Origin of the sequence: Saccharothrix sp. CB00851 (assembly GCF_001905065.1) — a bacterium.
Classification (GTDB): domain Bacteria; phylum Actinomycetota; class Actinomycetes; order Mycobacteriales; family Pseudonocardiaceae; genus Actinosynnema.
The window spans coordinates 66096-81726 of sequence record NZ_LWLC01000065.1; the positions used below are offsets into that span (position 1 = coordinate 66096).

Genomic DNA, 15631 nt, shown 5'->3' on the forward strand with positions numbered 1-15631 from the left:
CAGCCAGGTGCGGGGCCGTCGTGACCGGCGGCCCCGCACCCCTGGACACCCCCTGGTGATCAACTGTGTTCGTCGGTGCCCTTGAGTTGGACGTGCTGCTCGGCGACGTGCACTCGTTGAAGCAGAAGCGGTCCGTGGTGCGGCCCATCGTGGCCGAGCTGCGCCGCAAGTTCGAGGTGTCGGTGGCCGAGGCGGGTCACCTGGACCTGCACCGCCGCGCCCTGATCGGAGTGGCGGCCGTCGCCGCCGACGCCGAGCATGTGAGGGACGTGATGGCCGCCTGCGAGCGGCTGGTGGCCGGACGGCCGGAATTGGAACTTCTCTCCGCCCGCCACAGGCTGGTCGGGCCGGAGGACGACTAGCAACGTCGCCCTTTCGCGGCGGCACATCGCAACGACAGGAGGGGAGCGCCGTGGCCGACCAGGCACGGGCTCGCAAGCTGGCCAAGCGGATCTCGCAGATCGTGGCTTCCGCGCTGGAGCACGAGGTGAAGGACCCGAGGCTGGCCCGCGTCACCATCACGGACACCAGGGTGACCGGCGACCTGCACGACGCGACGATCTACTACACCGTGCTCGGCGAGAAGCTGGACTCCGAACCGGACTTCGCGGGTGCCGCGGCGGCGCTGGAGAAGGCCAAGGGCGTGCTGCGCACCATGGTCGGCCAGCAGACCGGTGTCCGGTTCACGCCGACCCTGTCGTTCGTCACCGACACCGTGCCCGACGAGGCGCGTCGGATGGACGAGCTGCTGGCCAAGGCACGGGAGCTGGACGCCGAGGTGGCGCGGATCGCGCACGGCGCGCAGCCCGCGGGCGAACCCGACCCGTACAAGCCCGCGCGCGAGGCCGAGGACGCCGACTAGCGTTCTCGTCGTGCACAACGATCCGAGCGTGAACGACCTGGGCGCGTCCGACGGCGCCCGCCGGTCCGACGACCTGAGCGCGGGCCTCGCCGAGGCCGCACGCGTCCTGTCCGCGGCCACTGACGTGACGCTGCTGGCGCACGTGAACCCCGACGCGGACGCGTTGGGCAGCGCGTTGGCGCTGGGGTTGGCCCTGCACCGCCGAGGCGTGGTGGTCCGGGTGTCGTTCGGGGCGCCGGACGAGGTGCCGGAGACGCTGCGGAGCCTGGACGTGGCCGGGCTGCTGGTGCCCGCTTCGGAGGTGCCCGCCGCGCCGCCGGTGCTGGTCGCGTTGGACACGGGCAGTGTCGGGCGGCTCGGTCCATTGGCTGATCGGGTGTCCACCGCCGGTGTGGTGGTGGTGTTGGACCATCACGTGTCGAACCCGGGGTTCGGGCACGTGAACGTGGTGGACGACCGCGCCGAGGCGACCGCGCTGGTCGTGCTGCGGCTGCTGGACGAGCTGGGCGTTGAGCTGGACGAGCCGGTGGCCCGCTGCGTGTACGCGGGGTTGGTGACGGACACGCGGTCGTTCCGGCACGCGTCGGCTCGGACGCACGAGGTGGCGGCGCGGCTGCTCGCCGCCGGGGTGGACGCCGAAGCCGTGGCTCGTCCGTTGATGGACTCTCACCCGTTCGGGTATCTCGGGATGCTGGCGAAGGTGCTGAGCCGGGCACGGCTGGAGCGTGGTGCCGCGGGCGGGCGGGGGTTCGTGCACGCCGTCGTGACGCTGGAGGACGCCTCCGGGCTGCGGCCCGAGGAGGTGGAGAGCGTGGTCGACCTGGTGCGCACCACGGCCGAGGCCGAGGTGGCGGCGGTGCTGAAGGAGCTGCGGCCGTCGTCGTGGTCGGTGTCGTTGCGCGCGGTGAGCGAGGTGGACGTGCGCGAGGTGGCTCAGCTGCTCGGTGGCGGTGGCCACCGGCTGGCCGCGGGCTTCACCGCCACCGGCCAGGCCGACGAGGTGCTGGCGAACCTGCGTGCGGCCCTGGAAACCGTGGCCGGGTCGTCCTGAGCGTTGAATTCGGGTGTTCCGAACGTAGGACACACGCGTTCCGAACGTAGGACACGCGCGAGAGTCCAACGCTCGCGGCGGGTGTGTCGTGCATTGAGGGGATCGGGTGGAGGAGCGGGTTCCGGCGCGGCGGGTGGTCGGGTTGGCCGCGCCCGCGCTGGTGGTGTTGGCGGCCGAGCCGCTGTACGTGCTGGTGGACACGGCGGTCGTGGGGCACCTCGGTGCGCTGCCGCTGGCCGGGCTCGCGCTGGGCGGCGTGCTGTTCACGCAGGTCGCGACCCAGCTGACGTTCCTCTCCTACGGCACCACGGCGCGCACGGCGCGGCTGTTCGGCGCCGGGCGGCGGGCGGAAGCGGTCGAGGAGGGCGTGCAGGCGACGTGGCTCGCGCTGGCCGTCGGCGCCCTGGTGATCGTGCTCGGGCAGCTGCTGGCCGGTCCCGCCGCACGGCTGCTGGCCGGTGGGGGCGAGGTCGCCGACAACGCCGTCTCCTGGCTGCGGATCGCGTTGTTCGGGGCGCCGTTCGTGCTGGTCACCATGGCGGGTAACGGCTGGATGCGCGGCGTGCAGGACACCCGCCGACCGCTGCGATACGTGCTGATCGGCAACGGCATCTCGGCCGTGCTGTGCCCGGTCCTGGTGCACGGCGCGCACTGGGGTCTCGAAGGCTCGGCGGTGGCGAACGTGGTCGCACAGGCGCTGTCGGCCGGGTTGTTCTTCACGGCGCTGCGCTCGGAGCGGGTGAGCCTGCGGCCCGACCGGCACCGGATGCGGGCACAGCTGGGCCTCGGCCGTGACCTGGTGCTGCGCAGCCTCGCGTTCCAGGCGTGCTTCCTGTCCGCCGCCTCCGTGGCCGCACGCACGTCGGTCGGCGCGGTGGGCGCGCACCAGGTGGTGCTGCAGCTGTGGACGTTCCTCGCGCTCGTGCTGGACTCGTTGGCGATCGCCGCGCAGTCGATCGTGGGCGCGGCGCTGGGCGCGGCACGCCGAGAGCAGGCCCGCCGGTTCGCCTGGCAGGTGACCGGCTACGGGCTGTGGTTCGGCGTGCTGCTCGGCGTGCTGTTCGCGGCGCTGTCCGGCCCGCTGCCGATGGTGTTCACCACCGACCGGGCCGTGCTGGACGAGATTCCGCACGCCTGGTGGTTCTTCGTCGGCCTGCAGCCGATCGCGGGCGTGGTGTTCGCGCTGGACGGTGTGCTGCTCGGCGCGGGTGACGCGAAGTTCCTGCGCACGGCGACGCTCGCCTCGGCGGCGCTCGGGTTCCTGCCGCTGGTGTGGGCGTCCTCCGCGTTCGGCTGGGGGCTGACCGGGATCTGGACCGGCCTGTCGGCGTTCATGGTGCTGCGGCTCGTGCTGGTGCTCGCGCGGACCCGGTCGGGGGAGTGGGCACGGGTAGGCGCGGTGTGACCAGGCGTGATGTGGCGCGCGGCACCCTCAGGAATCGTTAACACCAGGCAAGTGTTTCTCGATACTGGGAGTGCCGCCGCACGCGAGCCTAGGAGACGCCTTGCCGGTCGATCGTGCCACGAAGCAGGCGTGGCTGATCTGGTCAACCGCCGTCCTCGTCTACATCGCCGCCCTGTTCCACCGGACCTCGCTCGGCGTGGCCAGCCTGGAGGCGGGCGACCGCTTCGCCGTCGGCCCCGCCGGGCTCGGCACGTTCACCGTGCTGCAGATCGGCCTCTACGCGCTGATGCAGATCCCCACCGGCCTGCTGGTGGACCGCTTCGGCCCGCGCCGCGTGCTGACCGCCGCCGCCCTGCTCATGGGCGTCGGCCAGGTGCTGTTCGCGGTCGCCGACTCCTACCCGCTCGGCCTGGCCGCCCGCGCGGTGCTCGGCGTCGGTGACGCCATGACGTGGGTCAGCGTGCTGCGGCTGGCCGCCGCGCACTTCCCGCCCCGCCGGTTCACGCTGGTGATGACGCTGTCCGCGGCGCTGGGCGGTGCGGGCAACCTGGTCGCGACCGTGCCGCTGACGTTGCTGCTGGACAACGCGGGCTGGACGGTGACGTTCCTGGCCGCGGGCCTGGCCACGGCGGCGTACTCGGCGGTGGTCGCGTGGCGGATCCGCGAGGTGCCCGACGGCGTGCCGCAGCCGGTGGTCGAACCGGTGCCGCTGCGGGCGGTGGGCGCGAAGGTGCGGGACGCGTGGCGCGAGCCGAGCACGCGGCTCGGGTTCTGGGTGCACTTCACGTCGATGTCCACGCCCGCGGTGCTCGGCCTGCTGTGGGGTTTCCCGTACCTGGTCGAGGCGCAGGGCCTGTCGCGGCCGTCGGCCTCGGCGGTGCTGAGCACGCTGGTGCTGGTGGCGATCGTGACCGGGCCGGTGATGGGCACGGTGATCGGCAACCGGCCGGAGTGGCGGATGCCGATCGTCGGCTCCTACCTGGGCGTGGCCGTGCTGTGCTGGGCGGTGCTGCTGGGTTGGCCGGGCGGTGTGCTGCCGACGCCCGCGCTGTACGTGCTGTTCGCCGTGCTGGCGCTGGGCAACCCGGCGTCCGGCGTGGCGTTCGCGCTGGTGCGCGACTACAACCCGCTGCACCGGGTGAGCACGGCGACCGGCGTGGCCAACGTCGGCGGGTTCGCCGCGGTCACGTTCATGGCCCTGGTCGTCGGTGTGCTGCTGGACGTGGTCGAGCCCGCGCTGCCGGCGCCGCAGGCCTACCGGGTCGCGTTCCTGTCCGTGGTGGCGGTGCTGCTGGTGGGCGTGTGGCGCACGGTGGTGTGGTGGCGTCGGGCGCGTGCCGCGGTGTTCGCCGCCGAGGACCGCGGCGAGGCCGTGCCCGTGCAGCTGCGCCGCCGTCGGTGGGACGTACTGGTCGAGGCCTAGTGCCGCGACCGGCAACCTTCACCGCACGGGGCAAAGGTTGCCGGTCGAGGCTTAGGATCCTCGACCGTGTCCGCAACTTCTCGTCCTCCTGTCCCGCCCGGCCTCGTCGTGATCGACAAGCCCGACGGCATGACCTCGCACGACGTGGTGGCCAAGGTCCGCCGCATCCTCGGCACCCGCAAGGTCGGGCACGCGGGCACGCTCGACCCGATGGCGACCGGCGTGCTCGTGCTCGGCATCGAGCGCGCCACCAAGCTGCTCGGCCACCTGGCGCTGGACAGCAAGGCGTACCTGTCGACCATCCGCCTCGGCTCGGCCACCACGACCGACGACGCCGAGGGCGAGGTGCTGTCCACGGCCGACGCGTCCGAAGTGGACGAGGACGCCATCCGGGCCGGGGTGGCGAAGCTGACCGGCGCGATCGAGCAGGTGCCGAGCGCGGTCAGCGCGGTGAAGATCGACGGCAAGCGGGCCTACGCGCGGGTCCGCGCGGGCGAGGCGGTGGAGATCCCGGCGCGGCCGGTGACCGTGCACCGGTTCGACGTGCTGTCGATCCGCCGCGAGGACGGCGCCACCGAGCTCGACGTCATGGTGGAGTGCTCGTCCGGCACGTACGTGCGCGCGCTGGCCCGTGACCTCGGCGCGGACCTCGGCGTCGGCGGCCACCTGGCGGCCCTGCGCCGCACCCGCGTCGGCCCGTTCGACCTGCGCGTGGCCAAGACCCTGGAGCAGCTGGAGAGCGCGCCGGGACTGTCCCTGGACCTGGACGCCGCCGTGTCCACCGCGTTCCCGCGCCGCGAGATCGCACCACGCGAGGCGGTCGCCCTGTCGCACGGCCAACGCCTGGCCGCCGGTGGGCTGGACGGCACGTACGGCGTCTTCGGGCCGGACGGCCACGTGGTCGCGCTGGCGAAGGACGAGGGCCCGATCGCGAAGCCGTTGGTGGTACTCGCTCCGGTCGGCTAGGGCCTACCTTGGAGACATGGCGAGGAGATGGGTGTGGCCGGCCGCTGCCGGTGTGGTGACTTCGGCCACGGGGGTGGCGATCAACCTGGCCACCGACGGACGCGCGAACCCGTGGACCTGGGTGGCGGTCGCGTTGCTCACCGCGTTGGGCGTGGTCATCGCCCTGCGCCTGCAGCCGACACCGGCCGGACCGCGGGCCGACGCACCGGCCGACGTCCCGGCCGAGCCGAAACCGCAGGCGCCGACGACCACGGTGACCAACAGCATCAGCGGCACCGTGCACGGCGCCGTGGTGCAGGCGGGCACGCTCGGCTCGGTCACCGTCAACTCACCGACCACGGTCAACCAGACCGCGATCGCGCGCGACGGCGGCACGGTCCACCAAGCCGGCCGCGACATCCGCCGCGACTGAGCCCCCCACCTCGGACGGCACGCTCCGGTCGACCCCCTAGGCTGGCCCGCGTGCAACGCTGGAGAGGGCTCGACCACCTGCCGGGCGGCTGGGGTCGCTGCGTCGTGACCATCGGCGTGTTCGACGGGGTGCACCGCGGGCACCAAGCGCTGATCAACCGGGCGGTCGGGTTGGCCGCGGACAGAGGTGTGCCCAGCGTCCTGATCACCTTCGACCCGCACCCGTCCGAGGTGGTCCGGCCGGGCAGCCACCCGGCCCAGCTGACCAGCCTGCGCCGGCGTGCCGAACTGGTCGAGGGCATGGGCGTGGACGTGTTCTGCGTGATCCCGTTCACCGCCGAGGTGGCGCGCACCCCGGCCGACGAGTTCGCGCACGAGGTGCTGGTGGAGCGGCTGCACGTGGCGGCCGTGGTGGTGGGGGAGAACTTCACGTTCGGCCACAAGGCGGCGGGCAACGTGGACCTGCTGCGCGCGTTGGGCAAGCGGTTCGGTTTCGTGACCGAGGGGGCGGACCTGGTGACCGACGACGGTGTGACGTACTCGTCGACCTACATCCGGGCGTGCATCGACGCGGGCGACGTGGCCGCCGCGGCGCACGCGCTCGGTAGGCCGCACCGGCTGGAGGGCATCGTGGTGCGCGGTGACGGCCGGGGCAAGGAACTCGGCTTCCCCACGGCCAACCTGTCCACCACGCGGTTCGCCGCCGTGCCCGCGGACGGCGTGTACGCGTGCTGGTTCGTGCACGGCTCGGGCCGCCGCCTCAAGGCCGCCGTGAGCGTGGGCACCAACCCCACGTTCTCCGGTCGGGAACGGCGGGTCGAGGCGTTCGTGCTCGACGTGGACGAGGACTTCTACGGCCAGCGCGTGGCGCTCGACTTCGTGGACCGGCTGCGGGACATGGAGAAGTTCGACAGCGTCGAGTCGCTGCTGGAGCAGATGCACCGCGACGTCGCCACGACCCGTGACCTCCTAGCGGATCCGGGTGACGCCTGACCGGTTGAACCAGCTGGGTGGAACCGGCCGTGTGACGCGTGACTACCTGGCAAGATGCCTGTCACGTCCGTCGGTCAGGGGAGAGGCGAAGGTGGAGGACCACAAGATCGTCCAGCGCAACCTCGCGTTGCAGCGCGAGTGGTACGGGGAACCCCTGGGCGACCGGGTGCGCCGGCTGGTGGTCGCGTTCAACGTCTCGCAGGCCCAGCTCGCGGACGTGCTCGGCATCAGCGCCCCGATGCTGAGCCAGGTCATGAGCGGACGTCGGGCCAAGATCGGCAACCCCTCCGTGCTGGCCCGGATGATCATGCTGGAGCGCAAGGTCCTCACCCCCGACGTGGCGTCCGGCGCTCCCGAGGCCCTGCAGCGCGCGCTGGAGGACGTGCGGCAGTCGAAGCCGACCGTGAGCCGCGACTCACTGCCGGTGAACGGCGCCGCCGACGACGAGGCCGTGGTGTTCCCGTTCCTGCGCCGCCTGGCCGACCGCCGCGAGCTGTCGCAGGCCGCCGACGTGCTGGGCGAGGACTTCCCCGCCTTGGCCGAGCTGCTGCGGCGCGCGGGCAAGGGCCGCGACACCTGACCGCCCGCCGGCGCCGCCCGACCGACCGCCGCCCGACCGACCGCCGCCCGACCGACCGCCGCCCGACCGACCGCCGCCCGCTGGTGAGCCTCTTCTCCGCCCTCTTCCCGCCCGACGACGTCGTCGAGGAGCTGCACGACGCCCTCCGCCCGTTCCGCCGGGCCTACCCGCGGCTGCGCTGGCAGCACCCGGCCCGCTGGCACGTCACCGTCCGGTTCTTCGGCGAAGCCGAACCCGCCGACCAGCTCGACGGCTTGGACCGCGTCACCGCGCCCGTGCTGCGGCTGCGCGGCAGCGGCACGTTCCGCAAGGTGCTGTGGATCGGCGTGGACGGCCCGCTGGGCGAGCTGGGCGAGGCGGCCCACGTGCCGCCGGACTGGCGACCGCACGTCACCGTGGCCCGCGGCGCCGTGCTGCCGCACGTGGAGTTCACCGGTCGTGAGTGGACGGCCACGGAGGTCGCCCTGGTCCGCAGCGACCCGGCGGAGGGCTACACCGTCCTCGACCGGGTGCGCTTGAGCACGTCAAACGCGTAGTGCCCCGGTACTGCTGGTAGCCTCGACATTTGGGTCTGGCTGTGGTCCGTGGCGGCCAGCACCGACTACCCCGCCCCCGGGCGGGGCCGCACGGCACTTGACCAGTACAAGGAGTAGCGAACACGTGGCACTGACCACCCAGGAAAAGAAGACCATCCTCGCCGAGTACGGCGTCCACGACACGGACACCGGTTCCGCCGAGGCCCAGGTCGCGCTGCTGAGCAAGCGCATCGCCGACCTGACCGAGCACCTGAAGAAGCACAAGCACGACCACCACTCGCGTCGTGGCCTGCTCCTGCTGGTCGGCCGGCGCCGCCGGCTGCTGAACTACCTCCAGAAGGTGGACATCCAGCGCTACCGCGACCTGATCGGTCGGCTCGGCCTGCGCAGGTGAGACGTGCCGAGGGGGAGTGACCACACGGTCACTCCCCCTCGGCGTTCGACAAAACAAAGACGAGGGAAGCACGCGCGGCGCACGGGACGACAGTTCGCCGGTCCTCGGTAGTGGCCCCCTGGTGGCAGACACCCAGGGGACTTCGATCGAAGACCGGCCTCGTCCGAACCGCGATCCCGCGCCATGGGCGCGTTGTGACCCGCATGACGAGGAGTACCCATATGACGGACATCGAGGTCCACGAGACTTCCGCCACGATCGACAACGGTCGGTTCGGCACCCGCACCATCCGCTTCGAGACCGGTCGCCTGGCCCGCCAGGCGGCGGGCTCGGTCGTCGCCTACCTGGACGACGAGACGATGCTGCTGTCGGCGACGACGGCGTCGAAGCACCCCAAGGAGCACTTCGACTTCTTCCCCCTCACGGTGGACGTCGAGGAGCGCATGTACGCCGCGGGCCGCATCCCCGGCTCGTTCTTCCGCCGCGAAGGCCGCCCGTCGACCGACGCGATCCTGACCTGTCGCCTCATCGACCGGCCGCTGCGCCCGTCCTTCGTGGACGGTCTGCGCAACGAGATCCAGGTCGTCATCACGGTGATGAGCCTGAACCCGGCCGACCTGTACGACGTCGTGGCGATCAACGCCGCGTCGGCGTCCACGCAGCTGGCGGGCCTGCCGTTCTCCGGCCCCATCGGCGGCGTCCGGGTGGCGCTGATCGAGGGCCAGTGGGTGGCGTTCCCCACCCACGAGCAGCTGGAGAAGGCCGTGTTCGACATGGTCGTCGCCGGCCGCGTGGTCGGTGACGACGTCGCGATCATGATGGTCGAGGCCGAGGCCACCGAGAAGGTCATCGACCTGATCGGCGAGGGCGCGCAGGCGCCGACCGAAGAGGTCGTGGCCGCCGGCCTGGAGGCCGCCAAGCCGTTCATCAAGGTGCTGTGCGACGCGCAGGCCCAGCTGGCGCAGGTCGCGGCGAAGGCCACCGGCGAGTTCCCGACCTACCCGGCCTACCAGCCCGACGCCTTCGAGGCCGTCGAGCAGGCCGCGGGCGGCGAGCTGACGCAGGCGCTGACCATCGGCGGCAAGCAGGAGCGCGAGTCCCGCATCGACGAGGTCAAGGCGTCGGTGCTGGAGAAGCTGGCCGAGCAGTTCGAGGGTCGCGAGAAGGAGGTCGGCGCGGCGTTCCGCTCGCTGACCAAGAAGCTCGTGCGCCAGCGGATCCTGCGCGACAAGGTCCGCATCGACGGCCGCGGCCTCACCGAGATCCGGTCGCTGTCGGCCGAGGTCGAGGTCATCCCGCGGGCGCACGGCTCGGCGCTGTTCGAGCGCGGCGAGACCCAGATCCTGGGTGTCACCACGCTGAACATGCTGCGCATGGAGCAGCAGATCGACTCGCTGTCCCCGGAGACGCACAAGCGCTACCTGCACCACTACAACTTCCCGCCGTTCTCCACCGGTGAGACCGGCCGCGTGGGCTCGCCCAAGCGGCGCGAGATCGGCCACGGCGCGCTGGCCGAGCGGGCGCTGATGCCCGTGCTGCCCAAGCGCGAGGAGTTCCCCTACGCGATCCGCCAGGTGTCCGAGGCGCTGGGCTCCAACGGCTCGACGTCCATGGGCTCGGTCTGCGCGTCCACGATGTCGCTGCTCAACGCCGGTGTGCCGCTGAAGGCGCCGGTCTCGGGCATCGCCATGGGCCTGGTGTCCGACGAGGTCGACGGCAAGACGGAGTACGTCGCGCTGACCGACATCCTCGGTGCCGAGGACGCGTTCGGCGACATGGACTTCAAGGTCGCCGGCACCAAGGAGTTCGTGACCGCGCTGCAGCTCGACACCAAGCTGGACGGCATCCCGTCCGACGTGCTGGCGAGCGCGCTGGGCCAGGCGCGTGACGCGCGCCTGACCATCCTGGAGGTCATGGCCGAGGCCATCGACAGCCCGGACGAGATGAGCCCGTTCGCGCCGCGCGTGACGTCGGTCAAGATCCCGACCGACAAGATCGGCGAGGTCATCGGCCCGAAGGGCAAGATGATCAACTCGATCACCGAGCAGACCGGTGCCGACATCTCCATCGAGGACGACGGCACGATCTACGTCGGCGCGGCGGACGGCCCGTCGGCCGAGGCCGCGATCGGCCTGATCAACGCGATCGCGAACCCGCAGCTGCCGAAGGTCGGCGAGCGCTTCCTGGGCACCGTGGTGAAGACCGCGGCGTTCGGCGCGTTCGTGTCCCTGCTCCCGGGCAAGGACGGCCTGATCCACATCTCGAAGCTGGGCAACGGCAAGCGCATCAACAAGGTCGAGGACGTGGTCAACGTCGGCGACAAGCTCCGCGTCGAGATCGCGGACATCGACCAGCGCGGCAAGATCAGCCTGGTGCTGGTGAACGAGGACGCGGACGCGGCCCCGGCCGCCGACAACCCCGCCAAGGACGCCGCACCCGCCGAGGCCGAGGCCTCCGCGCAGTGACGACGAGCGTCAACGGGACGGCCGCGGGTGCTTCCAGCACTCGCGGCCGTCCGCTTACGCGCAGGCTCGGGCACCTGCAGAAGCCCGGCAGCACGGTGTCGCTGGAACGCGGTGACGGCGGCTTGGCCGTGCGCCGCAGCCTGCTGCCGTCCGGGCTGCGGGTCATCACCGAGCGCATCCCCGGCGTGCGCTCGGCGTCGGTCGGCCTGTGGGTGCAGGTCGGGTCGCGCGACGAGCGGGTCGAGGTCGCGGGCGCCGCGCACTACCTGGAGCACCTGCTGTTCAAGGGCACGGCCAACCGCACGGCGGCGCAGATCGCCGAGGAGATCGACGCGGTCGGCGGTGAGCTGAACGCGTTCACCGCCAAGGAGCACACCTGCTACTACGCGCACGTCCTGGACGAGGACCTGCCGCTGGCCATGGACCTCGTGTGCGACGTGGTGTTCGACGCGCTGTGCGAGCCGCGCGACTTCGAGACCGAGCGCGGTGTCGTGCTCGAAGAGATCGCCATGCGCGACGACGACCCGGAAGACCTGCTGCACGACGCGTTCCTGGACGCCCTGATGGGCGAGCACGCCCTGGGACGGCCGGTGCTGGGCACGGAGCGGTCCATCGGGGACATGGACCGCGACGCGCTGTTCGGCTTCTACAAGAAGCGCTACACGCTGCCGCGGATGGTGCTCGCGGTGGCGGGCAACGTCGACCACGCGCAGGTGACGCGCCTGGTGCGCAAGCAGATCGGCGACCGGCTCGACCGCGTCGGCACGCCCGTCGCGCCGCGGGCCGGCCGGGCCCGCATCCCGGGGTCGCGCAAGCTGGTGCTGCACTCCGACGACACCGAGCAGGCGCACCTGATGCTGGGCGTGCGCGGCCTGGACCGGCACGACGAGCGCCGGTTCGCGCTGAACGTGCTCAACGCCGCGTTGGGCGGTGGCATGAGCTCGCGGCTGTTCCAGGAGGTCCGGGAACGGCGTGGCCTGGCGTACCAGGTGTACTCGTCGGTCGGCCTCTACGCGGACGCGGGCACGTTGTCGATCTACGCGGGCTGCCAGCCGGACCGGCTCGGTGACGTGGCCGGCGTGGTGCGGGACGTGCTGTCCACCGTGGCCCGGGAAGGGCTGAGCGACGCGGAGGTGGCCCGCGGCAAGGGCCAGCTGCGCGGCGGGCTCGTGCTGGGCCTGGAGGACACCAGCTCGCGGATGTCGCGCATCGGCAAGGGCGAGCTGAACTACGGCGACTACCTGTCCGTGGAGCAGACGCTGGCGCGCATCGACGAGGTGACCGCGGCCGACGTGGCGACGTTGGCGCGGGACTTGCTGCGACGCCCCGTCGCCGCCGCCGTGGTCGGCCCTTACGCTCACGCCGACGATCTGCCGTCCCAGGTGCACGAGGTGATCTCTTGAGTTCCGCAGAACCGCTCCGCGTAGGCGTCATCGGCGCCAGGGGCCGCATGGGCGCCGAGGTGTGCCGAGCGGTCGAGGCCGCGCAGGACATGGAAGTCGTCGCGATGGTCGACGCGGGCGACTGGCTGTTCAACCTGGCCGACGCCGGTGCGCAGGTCGCGGTCGACTTCACCAGCCCCGAGGTGGTGATGGACAACATCCGGTTCTGCGTGGACAACGACATCCACGCCGTCGTCGGCACCTCCGGGTTCGACGCGCAGCGGCTGGGCACCGTCGCCGAGTGGCTGGCGCCGAAGCCGGAGCTGGGCGTGCTGATCGCGCCGAACTTCGCCATCGGCGCGGTGCTGTCCATGCGGTTCGCCGAGTTGGCCGCGCCGTACTACGAGTCGGTCGAGGTCATCGAGCTGCACCACCCGCGCAAGGTGGACGCGCCGTCCGGCACCGCCGCGCACACCGCCCGGCTGATCTCGCAGGCGCGGGAGGCGGCGGGCCTGGGCGCGATGCCCGACGCGACGACGCAGGAGGCCCCTGGCGCGCGGGGCACGCTCGTCGGTGACGTGCGGGTGCACTCGCTGCGGGTGGCCGGGCTGATCGCCCACCAGGAAGTCGTGTTCGGCACGGAGGGCGAGACGCTGACGCTGCGGCACGACTCGCTGGACCGCAAGTCGTTCATGCCGGGCGTGCTGCTGGCCGTGCGGTCGATCGCGAAGCACCCCGGGTTGTCCGTGGGGCTCGACAAGTACATGGACCTCTGATCGGTCGGCGTGGAAGTGGCCCGGCGATGAAGACCCGTACCGTCGCGTTCCTGATCACCGCCGCGCTGGCGGTGTACTTCGTGCTGCTCGGCGGCCGGGCCGTGGTGCTGCTGGGCACCGGCGACCCGGTCGGCATCGGCCTGGGCGTCGGCGTGCTGGTGCTGCCGCTGATCGGCGCGTGGATCGCGTGGACGAACCTGAAGTTCGGCTTCACCACCGAGCGGATGGCGCGGCAGCTCGACGCCGAGGGCGGTCTCCTCGACACCTCCGGGTTGCCGCGTCGCCCGTCCGGACGGGTGGACCGTGAGGCGGCCGACGAGTGGTTCGAACAGCGCCGGGCCGAGGTCGAGGCGCGGCCCGGCGACTGGCGGGCGTGGTTCCTGCTGGCCCAGGCCTACGACCTGGCCGGTGACCGCGGCCGGGCGCGGGAGACGATGCGCAAAGCGATCGACCTATTCCAGTCGCCGACGAATCGGGTGTAGATCGGCCTGCCTGGGTGTGATTCATCCGGTCTTAACGTTCTCTTGCCTTGGATCTTCCGGGCTGCCTGGTTACCGTGGGTGTGTGGCTAAGACTTGCGAGAACCTGCTGCTGACCGTTGCCTGCGTGGTGATCGCGGCCGCGCTGGGCATTGCTCTCACGTTCGGCTAACGACGCGGGCCTCCTGGGGAAGAATCAGGTGATCCACCGCACCTCCCAGGAGTCCCCATGCACTTCGCTCGGATCGTCCGGGCGGCTCTCGCCGTCGTCGCGGCCCTGGTCGCGGTCGGCGTCACCACCCCGGTGTCCACGGCCCGCGCCGCGGCCGGGTGCGACGTCGACTACGTGATCATCGACCAGTGGCGCAGCGGGTTCGGCGCGCGGGTCACGCTGACGAACCTCGGCGACCCGCTGTCGGGCTGGACGCTGGAGTGGTCGTTCGGCGCCGGGCAGCGGATCAGCTCCGAGACGTGGAACGGCGTGTTCAGCCAGAGCGGCAGCACCGTGCGGGTGAGCAACGCCGACCACAACGGCCGGGTGGGCACCGGCCGGTCGGTGACGGTCGGCTTCAACGGCACCTGGTCGGGCAGCAACCCCGAGCCGACGGCGTTCACCGTCGACGGCGTGCCGTGCACCGGTTCGGTCGCGACCGTCACCACGACGGACGACGCACCGCCACCGTCCGCGACGCCGTCGCTCACGACCGCGCCGCCCGCCACGACCACCACGACGACGACCACCACGACATCGACGACATCGTCCTCGTCGTCCGCCACGACCGAGCCGTCCGCGCCGTCGTCGGCGGCCGGCACGTTCGCCTGGCCGACGGTCTCGCAGAAGGCGGCGGTCGTGCTGTCCGCCGACGTGAGCCCGGACAGCGGCGTGGACGCGCTGCGCCTCGGCCTCGTCATCAGCGTGCTCGTGGCGGCCGTGGGCGTCGCCGTGCTGCTCGTGGTGCGCCGACAGCTCGGACGGGTGGACGAGGACCCCGACGGGGGACAGTAGGTCGTCACACGACCGGGTGGTTCGCCGTGCGATCACCCGAACGGTCGGGTAGCCGAAGAGGCATGGATCGCTCAGCGGTGGACCGCCTCTACGACTGTGACGTGCTGGATCGGCACGGCCGGCCCATCGGACCGGTCGCGGAGCTGTGGCTGGCCGGTGGCCGCCCGCTGTGGGCCTCCGTGCGCACCGACCGCGGCACCACGCTCGTGCCGATCCGGGGTGCCCAGGTGCGCGACCGCAGGCTCGTGGTTCCCGTGGAGGAGCGGGAGGTGGAGGACGCGCCGAAGGTCGGTGGCCGCGACCTCTCCGACGCCGAGCAGGCCGAGCTGCACGACCACTACGGGCTGACGCTGCCCGAGCAGCGGTTGGTGCGCCACGAGCGCGGCGCTAGTGCACCCACCAGCCAGCCACCGCGGCGGGTGAAGCGGCGAGCACGCTGAACCGGGCGAACCGGCCGGCCACGCTGGTCGAGATGAACAACCAGGACGACATGCCCGCCAGACCCGCCAGCACGGTGGTGAACATGAACGGCGGCAGGCCGACCACCGAGCTGACCGCGTGCGTGCCGAACATCCAGTGCGGGTGCCGGTGGCAGCGCACGCGCACCCACTCCAGCCTGGCCTTCCACTTCAGCCGCCACGTCGACAGCGGCTTGGCCTTCTTCTCCTTGCGCTTGAGGAACGCGGGCAGGTGCAACGAGCCGCGCGCGGCGAGGAAGTAGAACATCTTGCCCAGCACCTGGCCCAGGGCGACCGCGAGGCCGATCCACCACCACGAGATGCCCGGCTGCTGGGTCACCAGCCCGATCACGAAGATCTCGATGCTGATGAGGGGTAACAGAGCGGAGCCGAAAGCTACGCTGAACGTGAGGCACAACCACCCGAACACCCGGCGAGGCTACC

General features: G+C 71.9%; 18 protein-coding genes. 17 read left to right on the forward strand and 1 reads right to left on the reverse strand.

The window, feature by feature from the left end; genetic code table 11:
• Positions 1-65 precede the first annotated feature (65 nt).
• From A6A25_RS40015 to A6A25_RS40095, 17 genes are all read left to right on the forward strand, one after another.
• Positions 66-362, forward strand: coding sequence for a DUF503 domain-containing protein (locus tag A6A25_RS40015; protein ID WP_073899524.1), 297 nt, complete (start codon positions 66-68; stop codon positions 360-362).
• A gap of 50 nt (positions 363-412) precedes the next feature.
• Positions 413-862: a 30S ribosome-binding factor RbfA gene (rbfA, locus tag A6A25_RS40020; RefSeq protein WP_073899526.1), complete on the forward strand. Its 450-nt coding sequence runs from the start codon at positions 413-415 to the stop codon at positions 860-862.
• 73 nt (positions 863-935) lie between these two features.
• Positions 936-1913 (forward strand): DHH family phosphoesterase, encoded by a 978-nt coding sequence (locus A6A25_RS40025; protein ID WP_073899840.1) that lies wholly within the window; start codon positions 936-938, stop codon positions 1911-1913.
• A 106-nt stretch (positions 1914-2019) separates the two neighbouring features.
• The gene (locus A6A25_RS40030; RefSeq protein WP_073899528.1) at positions 2020-3318 is read left to right on the forward strand and encodes an MATE family efflux transporter; all 1299 of its coding nucleotides are present in this window, start codon (positions 2020-2022) and stop codon (positions 3316-3318) included.
• Between the two features lie 100 nt (positions 3319-3418).
• The gene (locus tag A6A25_RS40035; RefSeq protein ID WP_073899530.1) at positions 3419-4741 is read left to right on the forward strand and encodes an MFS transporter; all 1323 of its coding nucleotides are present in this window, start codon (positions 3419-3421) and stop codon (positions 4739-4741) included.
• 66 nt (positions 4742-4807) lie between these two features.
• Positions 4808-5707: a tRNA pseudouridine(55) synthase TruB gene (gene truB, locus A6A25_RS40040; RefSeq protein WP_073899532.1), complete on the forward strand. Its 900-nt coding sequence runs from the start codon at positions 4808-4810 to the stop codon at positions 5705-5707.
• Between the two features lie 16 nt (positions 5708-5723).
• Positions 5724-6119: a hypothetical protein gene (locus tag A6A25_RS40045; protein WP_143193723.1), complete on the forward strand. Its 396-nt coding sequence runs from the start codon at positions 5724-5726 to the stop codon at positions 6117-6119.
• 50 nt (positions 6120-6169) lie between these two features.
• Positions 6170-7111, forward strand: coding sequence for a bifunctional riboflavin kinase/FAD synthetase (locus tag A6A25_RS40050; protein ID WP_073899536.1), 942 nt, complete (start codon positions 6170-6172; stop codon positions 7109-7111).
• A 91-nt stretch (positions 7112-7202) separates the two neighbouring features.
• A complete protein-coding gene (locus A6A25_RS44485; protein WP_073899538.1) occupies positions 7203-7691 on the forward strand; it encodes a helix-turn-helix domain-containing protein in 489 nt (162 codons plus the stop codon).
• Between the two features lie 83 nt (positions 7692-7774).
• Positions 7775-8227, forward strand: a complete 453-nt coding sequence (locus A6A25_RS44490; RefSeq protein WP_158073907.1) for a 2'-5' RNA ligase family protein — start codon at positions 7775-7777, stop codon at positions 8225-8227.
• A gap of 124 nt (positions 8228-8351) precedes the next feature.
• Complete coding sequence (gene rpsO / locus A6A25_RS40065; RefSeq protein WP_073899540.1) at positions 8352-8621, forward strand: 30S ribosomal protein S15; 270 nt, start codon at positions 8352-8354, stop codon at positions 8619-8621.
• A 221-nt stretch (positions 8622-8842) separates the two neighbouring features.
• Complete coding sequence (locus A6A25_RS40070; RefSeq protein WP_073899542.1) at positions 8843-11086, forward strand: polyribonucleotide nucleotidyltransferase; 2244 nt, start codon at positions 8843-8845, stop codon at positions 11084-11086.
• 74 nt (positions 11087-11160) lie between these two features.
• On the forward strand, positions 11161-12489 hold the full coding sequence (locus tag A6A25_RS40075) for a M16 family metallopeptidase (protein ID WP_380734883.1): 1329 nt from the start codon (positions 11161-11163) through the stop codon (positions 12487-12489).
• Positions 12486-13244: a 4-hydroxy-tetrahydrodipicolinate reductase gene (gene dapB, locus A6A25_RS40080; RefSeq protein WP_073899546.1), complete on the forward strand. Its 759-nt coding sequence runs from the start codon at positions 12486-12488 to the stop codon at positions 13242-13244. Before A6A25_RS40075 ends, dapB begins: the two co-directional genes overlap by 4 nt.
• 26 nt (positions 13245-13270) lie before the next feature.
• The gene (locus tag A6A25_RS40085; protein WP_073899548.1) at positions 13271-13726 is read left to right on the forward strand and encodes a tetratricopeptide repeat protein; all 456 of its coding nucleotides are present in this window, start codon (positions 13271-13273) and stop codon (positions 13724-13726) included.
• Positions 13727-13952: 226 nt separating this feature from the next.
• Entirely contained in the window at positions 13953-14729 is a 777-nt protein-coding gene (locus A6A25_RS40090) for a cellulose-binding domain-containing protein (protein WP_073899550.1), read from the forward strand.
• A gap of 62 nt (positions 14730-14791) precedes the next feature.
• Positions 14792-15169, forward strand: a complete 378-nt coding sequence (locus A6A25_RS40095) for a PRC-barrel domain-containing protein (RefSeq protein WP_143193724.1) — start codon at positions 14792-14794, stop codon at positions 15167-15169.
• Here the strand turns inward: A6A25_RS40095 and A6A25_RS40100 are convergent.
• Positions 15117-15617, reverse strand: coding sequence for a hypothetical protein (locus tag A6A25_RS40100; RefSeq protein ID WP_073899554.1), 501 nt, complete (start codon positions 15615-15617; stop codon positions 15117-15119). The two genes, A6A25_RS40095 and A6A25_RS40100, sit on opposite strands and share 53 nt — an antisense overlap.
• Between the last annotated feature and the right edge of the window lie 14 nt (positions 15618-15631).

Excerpts from the sequence above, each read along its gene's own strand:
- A6A25_RS40090 (WP_073899550.1), top strand. The coding sequence starts at position 13,953 with ATGCACTTCGCTCGGATCGTCCGGGCGGCTCTCGCCGTCGTCGCGGCC.
- A6A25_RS40070 (WP_073899542.1), top strand. The coding sequence starts at position 8,843 with ATGACGGACATCGAGGTCCACGAGACTTCCGCCACGATCGACAACGGT.
- A6A25_RS40085 (WP_073899548.1), top strand. The coding sequence starts at position 13,271 with ATGAAGACCCGTACCGTCGCGTTCCTGATCACCGCCGCGCTGGCGGTG.
- A6A25_RS40095 (WP_143193724.1), top strand. The coding sequence starts at position 14,792 with ATGGATCGCTCAGCGGTGGACCGCCTCTACGACTGTGACGTGCTGGAT.
- A6A25_RS40045 (WP_143193723.1), top strand. The coding sequence starts at position 5,724 with ATGGCGAGGAGATGGGTGTGGCCGGCCGCTGCCGGTGTGGTGACTTCG.